Annotated in this window: 7 protein-coding genes and 1 pseudogene; 5 read left to right on the top strand and 3 right to left on the bottom strand. The window is 70.8% G+C overall.

The genetic code is table 11. The annotated features are described in order from the left end of the window. Window positions 1-24: 24 nt before the first annotated feature. Window positions 25-684, top strand: a complete 660-nt coding sequence (locus tag OG507_RS17150; RefSeq protein ID WP_327372005.1) for a TetR/AcrR family transcriptional regulator — start codon at window positions 25-27, stop codon at window positions 682-684. Here the strand turns inward: OG507_RS17150 and OG507_RS17145 are convergent. Further along, window positions 608-1477, bottom strand: a complete 870-nt coding sequence (locus OG507_RS17145) for a MaoC family dehydratase (RefSeq protein WP_327368062.1) — start codon at window positions 1475-1477, stop codon at window positions 608-610. The genes OG507_RS17150 and OG507_RS17145 overlap by 77 nt on opposite strands. Before the next feature lie 4 nt (window positions 1478-1481). Continuing rightward, entirely contained in the window at window positions 1482-2801 is a 1320-nt protein-coding gene (locus tag OG507_RS17140) for a 3-oxoacyl-ACP reductase (RefSeq protein ID WP_327368061.1), read from the bottom strand. Between the two features lie 305 nt (window positions 2802-3106). On the opposite strand from OG507_RS17140, the gene OG507_RS17135 reads away from it, so the two are divergent. Further along, complete coding sequence (locus OG507_RS17135) at window positions 3107-5017, top strand: AMP-dependent synthetase/ligase (RefSeq protein ID WP_327368060.1); 1911 nt, start codon at window positions 3107-3109, stop codon at window positions 5015-5017. Window positions 5018-5126: 109 nt separating this feature from the next. Here the strand turns inward: OG507_RS17135 and OG507_RS17130 are convergent, their stop codons facing one another. Continuing rightward, window positions 5127-6302, bottom strand: coding sequence for a glycosyltransferase (locus tag OG507_RS17130; RefSeq protein WP_327368059.1), 1176 nt, complete (start codon window positions 6300-6302; stop codon window positions 5127-5129). 284 nt (window positions 6303-6586) lie between these two features. Here OG507_RS17130 and OG507_RS40395 point away from each other — a divergent pair. From OG507_RS40395 to OG507_RS17120, 3 genes and pseudogenes are all read left to right on the top strand, one after another. Then, window positions 6587-7006: pseudogene (locus tag OG507_RS40395) on the top strand (SH3 domain-containing protein); the annotation flags it as partial. Between the two features lie 1047 nt (window positions 7007-8053). Continuing rightward, entirely contained in the window at window positions 8054-8200 is a 147-nt protein-coding gene (locus OG507_RS17125; protein ID WP_327368058.1) for a hypothetical protein, read from the top strand. Window positions 8201-8733: 533 nt separating this feature from the next. Beyond that, complete coding sequence (locus tag OG507_RS17120; RefSeq protein WP_327368057.1) at window positions 8734-9678, top strand: LLM class F420-dependent oxidoreductase; 945 nt, start codon at window positions 8734-8736, stop codon at window positions 9676-9678. Window position 9679 lies beyond the last annotated feature (1 nt).

Genomic DNA, 9679 nt, shown 5'->3' with positions numbered 1-9679 from the left:
GTGGGTGCTGTGAAGAGCAAACGGATGCCGCGTGCCGTGCGTGAGCAGCAGATGATGGACGCCGCCGTGCGGACCTTCGGGCAGCTCGGATACCGTGCCGCATCGATGGACGAGATCGCCGAGCTGGCCGGGGTGTCCAAGCCGCTCGTCTACCTCTACCTCAACTCCAAGGAAGAGCTTTTCACCGCGTGCATCAGGCGCGAGGCAAAGGCGCTGGTCGACGCGGTGCGGGCGGGGGCGGAGCCGGATCTGCCGGCCGATCGGCAACTGTGGGCCGGGCTGCGCGCGTTCTTCACGCACACGGCGGAGCATCCGGACGGCTGGGCGGTGCTGCACCGCCAGGCGCGCACCCACGGGGAGCCGTTCGCCACCGAGGTCACGGTCATGCGGGACGAGATCGTTGCGTTCGTGACGGGTCTGATCGGGGCCGCGGCGCGCGAGGCGCACCACGATCCGGCGCTCCCGGACCGCGATGTGTCGGGGCTGGCGCAGGCGCTCGTGGGGGCGGCGGAGTCGCTCGCCGGGTGGGCGAACGAGACCCCGGGTGTCTCGGCCAAGGAGGCCGCGGCGACCCTGATGAACTTCTCCTGGGCGGGTCTGGAGAACCTCATGAACGGCCGTCCGTGGCAGCCCCCGGCCCCTGCCCCGGCTGCGGGCCGGGCGCGCCGAGCATCCTCCCGGTGAGGTGGACGCGGCTTGCGCCGCGCAGCTGGAAGCCGGTGGAGTCGGCCGCGTAGGTGACGGTGGAGGGCAGCAGGACGGGGGCCCTGAAGTCGGCCCGCACCCAGCGGATCTCGTGGGGCCGCGGCGCCTCGGCCAGACAGCGGGCGACGGTCCACATGCCGTGGGCGATGGCCCGGGGAAAGCCGAAGAGCCGGGCGGTGAGCGGATAGAGGTGGATGGGGTTGCGGTCGCCGGACGCGGCGCCGTAACGACGTCCCAGATTCCCGGGCAGCGACCATTCGGCGACGACGGGCAGCTCCACGTCGGCCGGGGCCGCGTCCGCCGCGGTGGGGGCCGCGTCCGTCGCGTGCCGGGAGAGGTAGCCGCTGCGGGACTCCCAGACCAGTTCGCCCGCGATCCGTGCCTCGGTGACCATCGTGACCTCGGTGCCCCGCCGGTGCGGGGCCAACCCGTCGGTGTACACGGTGAGTTCGAGCAGATCGGTCGGGTGCAGGACCCGGTGGCAGGTGATCTCGATCCAGGTGTGGACGAGCCCGATGACCGGCAGCGGGAACCTCCGGGCGGTCATCAGCCGCATGGCGAGCGGGAAACCCAGCACATGCGGGTACGCGAGCGGCAGTGTGCCCGGATCGGAGCAGCCGCAGATCCTGCTGTACGAGGCGAGGGGGCCGGGTGCGACCGGAGCGGCCGGGAGCACCGCCCGGCCGGCGGGCACGGTGGCGCCCGGGCGGCCGGCCTTCTTGAACGGGGACGTGACGGCCGCCCGTACGAGTGTCACGTTCGGACTCGGCACGTGGTCACGCACCCAGCAGGCTCTGGCCGCAGACCCGCACGATCTGGCCGTTGACGGCCGTCGACGCGGGCTGGGCGAACCAGGCGGTCGTCTCGGCGACATCGACCGGGAGGCCGCCCTGCGCAAGGGAGTTCATCCGGCGGCCCGCCTCCCGGATGAGGAGCGGGACGGCCGCGGTCATCTTCGTCTCGATGAAGCCGGGGGCCACCGCGTTGACCGTGACGCCGTGCTCGGCGGCGGCGCGCGGGGCCAGCGAACGGACCAGGCCGATGATGCCCGCCTTGCCGGCCGCGTAGTTCGTCTGGCCGTTGTTGCCCGCGATTCCGGCGATGGACGCGGTGGCGACGATCCGGCCGCCGCGGTTGACGGCGCCCGCCTTGAGCAGGGCGTCCGTGGTGCGCAGCACGCTGTCGAGGTTGACGTCGATGACCGGGGCCCAGCGGTCGGCCGGCATGTTCGCGAGGCGGCGGTCGCGGGTGATGCCCGCGTTGTGCACGAGGACGTCGAGACCGCCGGGGACCGCGGCGGCGATCCGTTCCGCGGCGTCCGCCGCGGTGATGTCCAGCGCCAGCGCGGTGGCGCCGAGCCGGTCGGCGGTACGGGTCAACTCCTCGTGCGACTGCGGGATGTCGAGGCAGAAGACCCGGGCGCCGTCGCGGGCCAGCACGGAGGCGACCGAGGCGCCGATGCCGCGCGCCGCGCCGGTGACCAGCGCGGTGCGCCCGGCGAGCGGGGCCGCCCAGTCGGCGACCGTGCCGGGGGCGTCCGCGGTCAGCTCGATCACCTGGCCGCTGATGTATGCGGACCGGGGCGAGAGCAGGAAGCGGAGGGTGGACCCGGCCGGGGCGACGGCATCCGGCGCGATACGGAGCAGCTGTACGGTGGCGCCCCTGCCGACCTCCTTGCCCAGCGAGCGTACGAACCCTTCGAGGGCCTGCTGGGCGGCGGCCTGGTGGTGGTCGTCGGCCGACGGGCGCACCCCCACCACCACGATGCGCCCGCCCGGCGCCAGGGAACGGACCACCGGGTGCAGGGCCGCATGGACATCGCCGAGCCCGCGGGGGGTGTCGACGGCCGTCGCGTCCAGCACAATCCCCGCAGGACGTTCGGCGCGCGCGGCGATTTCGAGTCCGGTCGCCGCGAGAAGTGCGCCGAGCTCCTCCGTGACGGCGGAGTCCCCGGCGGTGAGGTGGAGAAGCGGCCCGTCCAGCGACGGGGTCTCCAGGGACCAGCGGCGCAACGGGGCGGGCTGCGGCAGACCGAGCCTCCGGGTCAGAAAACGGCCGGGTGCTGTGCCGGTGAAGTGCAGATATCGGTCGGCCATTGTCCGGACTCCCTGCTCGGTCGTAGATTTACTACAGAGTAAGGTTACTCAAGGGTCAGGAACAGGTCGAGATGAGTTGGTCGAGTTGATCCCCCTCGCGCTTCCGCGGCCCGGCAGGGCCGCGGTCATCGGCGGGCCGCCGCACCGAACGGCCCGGTCGAGCGGTTCAACCTGGACCGGACAGGACCGAATTCCAGCCCGTCCGGCGACTGAGGACACCTATTGAGCCCGTCCGGCGACTGAGGACGAACCGGCCGCCGGGCGGACCCGGCGAACCCGCCCGACCCCACGTTGAGGAGCCGCACGTGTCCACGCCACCCACCACCGCCACAGTCCCCACCCCCACCCTCGTCGAGCCGACCAAGGTCAAAGCCGCGGACGGATCGGTACGGCAGGTCTCCGTACCCCCCTTCGCACCCCCCGTCCGCCGCGGCTCCCTCGCCGAGATCCCGTTCGACAACGCCCGCGAGGCCCCCGCCGACGCCGTCCTCAGCCGCAAGCGGCCCGACGGCAGCTGGCAGGACGTGACGGCGGCCGAGTTCGCCGACGAGGTACTCGCCGTCGCCAAGGGCCTCGTCGCCGAGGGCCTTGCCACCGGCGACCGGATCGCGATCATGGCGCGTACGACGTACGAATGGACACTGCTCGACTTCGCGGCCTGGGCCGCCGGGCTCGTCACCGTGCCCATATACCCGACCTCCTCCGCCTTCCAGGCCCGCTGGATCCTCCAGGACTCCGGCGCCGTCGCCTGCGCCGTGGAGACCGCGGACCAGGGCCGGCTGATCAGCCAGGAACGCAAACAGCTCGGTGACCTCACCCATCTGTGGCAGTTCGACACGGGAGCGGTCGGCCGGCTGAAGAGCCACGGCCGGGACGTACCCGACGACATCGTCGCCGCCCGCCGCGCCACGCTCGAACCGGAAACCCCCGCCACCCTCATCTACACCTCGGGCACCACGGGCCGCCCCAAGGGCTGCGTCCTCACTCACGGCAACTTCTTCGCCGAGGTCGACAACGCGATCGAACTGCTCCACCCGGTCTTCAAGTCGGTCAGCAAGTACCCCGCGTCCACGCTCCTCTTCCTCCCCCTCTCCCATGTCTTCGGACGCATGGTCGCGATCGGCTGTCTGCGCGCCCGGGTCCGCCTCGGCCACGCCCCGTCCATCCAGACCGAGGACCTCCTCGCCGACCTGGCCGGATTCAGGCCGTCGTTCCTGCTGGCCATCCCGTACGTACTGGAGAAGGTCTACAACACCGGCCGCGCCACGGCCGAGAAGATGGGCCGCGCCTCGTCGTTCGACCGCGCCGCGAGGATCGCCCGGCGGTACGGACAGGCCGTCGAGGCCGCCGAACACGGCACGGGCCCCGGCCCCGGACCGCTGCTCCGTGCGGCCCGTGCCCTGTACGACCCGCTGGTCTACCGCCGCATCCGGGCCGCACTCGGCGGACACGTCCGGTACGCGATCTGCGGCGGCTCCCCGCTGGGCCGCCGCCTCGCCTCGTTCTACGCGGGCGCGGGCATCGAGATCTTCGAGGGATACGGCCTGACGGAGACCACCGCCGCCGCCACCGTCACCCCACCGCTCAGGCCACGCCTCGGCACCGTAGGCTGGCCGCTGCCCGGCACCGCCGTACGGATCGCGGACGACGGCGAGGTGCTGCTCAGCGGCGGCCAGGTGTTCCAGGGCTACTGGGACGCCGAACGCGCCGAGCCCGTACCCGTACAGGACGGTGGCTGGTTCGCCACCGGCGACCTCGGCGCGCTCGACGAGGACGGCTACCTCACGATCACCGGCCGCAAGAAGGACATCATCATCACCTCCGGCGGCAAGAACGTCGCCCCGGCCCCCCTGGAGGACTGGCTGCGCGCCCACCCGCTGGTGAGCCAGTGCATCGTGGTCGGCGACAACCGGTCGTTCATCACCGCGCTGATCACCCTGGAGGCGGACGGAATCACCCACTGGCGGCGGATGAAGAAGAAGCAGGACGTGCCGATCCGCGAACTGCTGGCGGACGAGGAACTGCTCAGCACGCTCCAGCGCGCGGTCGACGAGGCCAACCGACTGGTCTCGCGTGCCGAATCAATCCGGAAATTTGCCGTGCTGCCGGTGGACTTCACGGAGAGCAGCGGCCACCTGACACCGTCGCTGAAGCTGAAACGGGACGAGATCGCACGGGACTTCGAGAAGGAGATCGAGGCGCTATACCGGAAGTGACCGCGCAGTCGGCGGCGCAGCGCCACCCGCGCAGGCCGCCCTGTCCCGTGCCACGCCCCGGTCTCCTCTCCGCCTCTCGTGTGCCCGTCATGCGCCCCTCATGCGTCCCTCATGCGCTCTTCGGGCGGGCAAAGGTGGCCGGTGCGGACCGGCCGGGGCCTGCGGCGACACGATCGGCCGCGAATTTCCGGTTGCTGATGGTCTGATCGCGGTAGGAGGCCGGAAGGTCGGGCAGGGCGAGGAGGCGGTCGCAGGAATCCAGCGATCCGCGCGCGTCGCCGGTCCAGTAGGCCGTGATGGAGTGCTCGAAGAGCAGGCCCCAGCTGTAGATCCAGGGTTCCATGAACAGCCAGTCCTTGGGGGCGGGGCGATTGAGGCCGGCGACGGCAATGGCGTGCGCGGCCTGATAGCGCCCCATCTTCCGCAGCCGGGAGGCGAGTTCGAAGCACGCCTCCAGCCGCTGCGGACGGCTTTCCCAGGCGCGGGTGAGCGCGTCCATGGCACCGGGCCAGTCACCGCTGCCGGCCTTGAGCACCCCCACTTGCAGCAGGGCGTAATACACCTCCTCCTCCCAACCGCCCATGCCGGACCGGCGCTCGTACGCCGCGATCGCCTCCCGGGTCTCACCCATGTCACGGAGCGTCTGCGCGAGGTAGAAGACCGTGCGGGGATTGTCCGGATCGCGCTTGAGGTCCTGGCGCAGCAGGCGGGCGTCCCGGGTGAACTTGTCCCCGCGCGAGCCGCCGTCGGCGAAGTGCTCGATGCTGAGCACCTGGAGATCGGCGACGGTGTGCTGCTGCGCGGTGGTCAGATACTCATGGGTCGCACCCTCGTACCGCCATGGGATGTCCCCTCTGACCAGCCGGGGGATGCGGTATTCGAGGGCGCCGAGATGACGCACCATGTACGAGTCGGCGCTCAGTTCGGACAGTGCGGACAGCGGACCCTCTCGTCGGACGGCCATATCGGCGTCGATGAGAAGGAGATAGTCGGCCCTGCCGCGTGCGCGCTGGATGTTCAGTGTGCGGTTGTGGCCGAAATTGGTCCACGGGTCCTCGTGAAGCTCCCCCGGAATTCCCTTCATCGTGGCGCGGATCAATTCCTGTGTTCCGTCACGGGAACCGGTGTCGGAAATGACCCATGCATCCACCAGGTCGCGCACGGAGTCGAGGCACCGCTCGATGACCTTTGCCTCGTCCTTGACAATCATGCACAGGCAGATCGACGGCTTGCGGTGCAGGGTGGGAGGCCGTTCTTCGGTCGGGCGGTCGATCAGATTTGTCATATACGTCTCCTGATCCGGCTTGTATGGAGTAAAGCCACGCGGCGAATCCGTGCGGTGTACGGGATCGGCCGATCCGGTCACCGCGGAAAGCGACGCTAGTGCGCATGAATCCGGCTGCCATGACGCGACACGGGGTTCTCGGGGGCGTGCAGGTGGTCAGGCAGACATTTCGAATGCGCCTAACCAGGCTGTAAATAGGGGCAGATAGAGCAGATAGCCGAAGCACCCCTCACTCACAAGGGGAGCGGTCTGCACCCAGACGGAAGATCATCGGCGTGGCGCATATGCGCTGGCCCTGTTCCGCCTGTCACAGTCACGGCTCCGATCCACGCAGAACCGGTAAGGAATCCGAGATGCATAAATCGAGAAGCTGGGACATTCTGTCCCGTTCAACCCTGGGTGCCATGTCGCTGGGGATGACCCTGGCTCTGTGCCCCATGGACATCGCTCACGGGGCGCCGAACCCCACGGGTTCGCAGGCGGCCAACCGGGTCATGGCCAGCCGGGTGGCGGCGAGCGTGTCCGGGACGGTCACTGCCCAGACCTCTCAGAACATCCGCAGCGGTCCCACGACCCAGTCGTCGATCGTGGGCAGCGTGCCCTCCGGCGGCACGGTGTCCATCGCCTGCCAGGTGTTCGGTCAGAGCGTCCAAGGGAACTCTCTGTGGTACCTGCTGTCCAACGGCAGCGGCTGGATGAGCGCCCGCTACATCTCGACGCAGACCTCTGTGCCGTTCTGTGACGACTTCCCGGGAGATGGCGCCACCGGTCCCACGGGGCCCACCGGGCCCACCGGGCCCACGGGCCCGACGGGCGCCAACGGCGCGACCGGTCCTACTGGTCCGACGGGTGCGACGGGTCTGACGGGCGCCACTGGTGCCACTGGTCCGGCGGGTGTCGACGGTGCGACCGGTCCGACCGGTCCCAGCGGTCCGACGGGTGCGACGGGTCTGACGGGCGCCACCGGTGCCACGGGCGCGTCCGGTGCGGTCGGTGCTCACGGTCCGACCGGTGCGACCGGTCCGACGGGTGCGACGGGTCTGCCGGGCGCCACTGGTGCCACTGGTCCGGCGGGTGTCGACGGTGCGACCGGTCCGACCGGGCCCACGGGTCCGACGGGTCCGACGGGTGCTGCCGGACTCGATGGTACTGACGGACTCGATGGTGCCACTGGACCCACTGGTCCGACGGGCGCCACCGGTGACACGGGTGCCGCAGGCCTCCCCGGTACCAATGGTGCTGACGGTGCGACCGGTCCGGAGGGTCCTGTGGGTCCGACGGGTGCTGCCGGTACCAATGGTGCTGACGGTGCGACCGGTCCGGAGGGTCCTGTGGGTCCGACGGGTGCTGCCGGTACCAATGGTGCTGACGGTGCGACCGGTCCGGAGGGTCCTGTGGGTCCGACGGGTGCTGCCGGTACCAATGGTGCTGACGGTGCGACCGGTCCGACTGGTCCGACTGGTCCGGCTGGTGCTGACGGTGCGACCGGTCCGACTGGTCCGGCTGGTGCTGACGGTGCGACCGGTCCGACTGGTCCGACTGGTCCGGCTGGTGCTGACGGTGCGACCGGTCCGACTGGTCCGGCTGGTGCTGACGGTGCGACCGGTGCGACCGGTCCGACCGGTCCGACGGGCCCTGTTGGTCCGTCGCAGACCGCCACCAGCGCCGCCACGCTCATTCCCGCCGGCGGCAGCGTCGAGAACATCAACGCCCAGTGCCCGGCCGGGACCGTGCTGACCGGGGGAGGTGCCGTGAACCAGCTGCAGAACGAGGAGATCCACTGGACCGCGAGCTACCCGGACACCGCGACCAACACCTGGCACGTCTCCGCGTACAACAGCGGTGCCGGCCCGCAGACCGTCCAGTCGTACGCGGTCTGCGTCCCCGCCACCCCGTGAGGTGACTGAATCGAAGGGGGAGGGACAGGAACCCGCTTAGGGTCCCGGACAGCCCCCAGTGGTTGCTGCCACAGCAGATGAAGGGTCTTCCGCTGCGGCAGCTCCGTGTCGATCACGTCGCGTTCCGCAGCCCCTGAGTTTCCCTCCGGTGCAAACCGCACCGGTGCACGCCGACCGCACGTCTCCATAGCGGCCGGCCCGGGTACTCGGGGGCTGCCGGGTCTGTCGAGGCACCCCCGCTCACGCAGGTGGAACACTTCAAAGCGTCCCCGGCCTCTTCGCTGCGCCCGCTGCCATCGACGCCTCGTCGGCGGAGCTGATGGAGAAGAACGTCAGCAGGCACCACGCCGGCCGCGATGCCGCGTCCGTCTGACGCGAACGGGCGCGAGCGGGCGGGAAGCAGGAGCGGGATCACGAGGCGGGAGCGAGCCGTGTTCGCGCCCGCCTCTTGTCTGATGTGACGTGAGGCACGACGATGGCCCCGCGCCGTCAGATGACGATGCGTCAGATTGCGTCGGGAAGGGGACCGGTCGATGCCGATATCGCCCACCGGACCGCTGTCGTACGGGATGCAGCTGCCGATCCAGTCGCAGAGCACCATCTACGCGGAGGGGTGGGAGGCCGAGGCCACCCCCGCCGACCTCGCCGAGATCACCCGCACCGCCGATCGCACCGGCTTCGCCTACCTGGCGAGCTGTGACCATGTCGCGATCCCGCGGCGGCTCGCCGGGGTCATGGGCACGGTCTGGTACGACCCGGTCGCCACTCTTGCCTTTCTTGCGGGGATCACCGAGCGGGTCCTGCTGATGAGCCATGTCGCCGTCGTCGGCCTGCGGCACCCGCTGGCCACCGCCAAGCAGTACGCCACCCTCGACCACCTCTGCGGCGGCCGGCTGATCCTCGGGGTCGGGGCCGGGCACGTACCGGAGGAGTTCCGGGCGCTCGGGGCGGACTTCGAGGGGCGGGGCGGGGTCCTGGACGAGACCATCGACGCGCTGAAGGCGGCGCTCGGGCCCGAGGAGTACCCGGAGTTCGCGGGGGAGCGGTTCTCCTTCGCCGGGCTGGGGCAGCTGCCGCGTCCGGCCCAGGAACGGGTGCCGGTCTGGGTGGGCGGCTCCTCGCCCGCCGCCGTGCGCAGGGCCGCGGTGCGCGGGGACGGCTGGTTGCCGCAGGGCGATCCGCGGGACAGGCTGCCCGCCCAGATCGCCCGGCTGAAGGAGCTGCGCGAGGCGGCGGGCGTCGGGGAGCCGATCGTCATCGGAGCGATCACCGAGCCGTTGTACGTCGGTGAGCCGGAGTGGTCCGTGGGGAGGCGCACCCTCACCGGAAAGCCGGAGGCCGTCGCCGAGTCGCTGCGCGCGTACCGGGCCATGGGCGTCCACCAGATCCAGGTGCGGTTCCGCAGCCGGAGCCGCAGTGAACTGACCGACCAGATGACGGCGTTCGCCGCCGAGGTCGCACCCCTTCTCGACAGGTAGG

It is taken from the genome of Streptomyces sp. NBC_01217 (assembly GCF_035994185.1).
GTDB lineage: Bacteria > Actinomycetota > Actinomycetes > Streptomycetales > Streptomycetaceae > Streptomyces.
This window is presented reverse-complemented; position numbering and strand designations above follow the sequence as displayed.

Excerpts from the sequence above, each read along its gene's own strand:
- OG507_RS17130 (WP_327368059.1), bottom strand. The coding sequence starts at position 6,302 with ATGACAAATCTGATCGACCGCCCGACCGAAGAACGGCCTCCCACCCTG.
- OG507_RS17140 (WP_327368061.1), bottom strand. The coding sequence starts at position 2,801 with ATGGCCGACCGATATCTGCACTTCACCGGCACAGCACCCGGCCGTTTT.
- OG507_RS17120 (WP_327368057.1), top strand. The coding sequence starts at position 8,734 with ATGCCGATATCGCCCACCGGACCGCTGTCGTACGGGATGCAGCTGCCG.
- OG507_RS17150 (WP_327372005.1), top strand. The coding sequence starts at position 25 with ATGCCGCGTGCCGTGCGTGAGCAGCAGATGATGGACGCCGCCGTGCGG.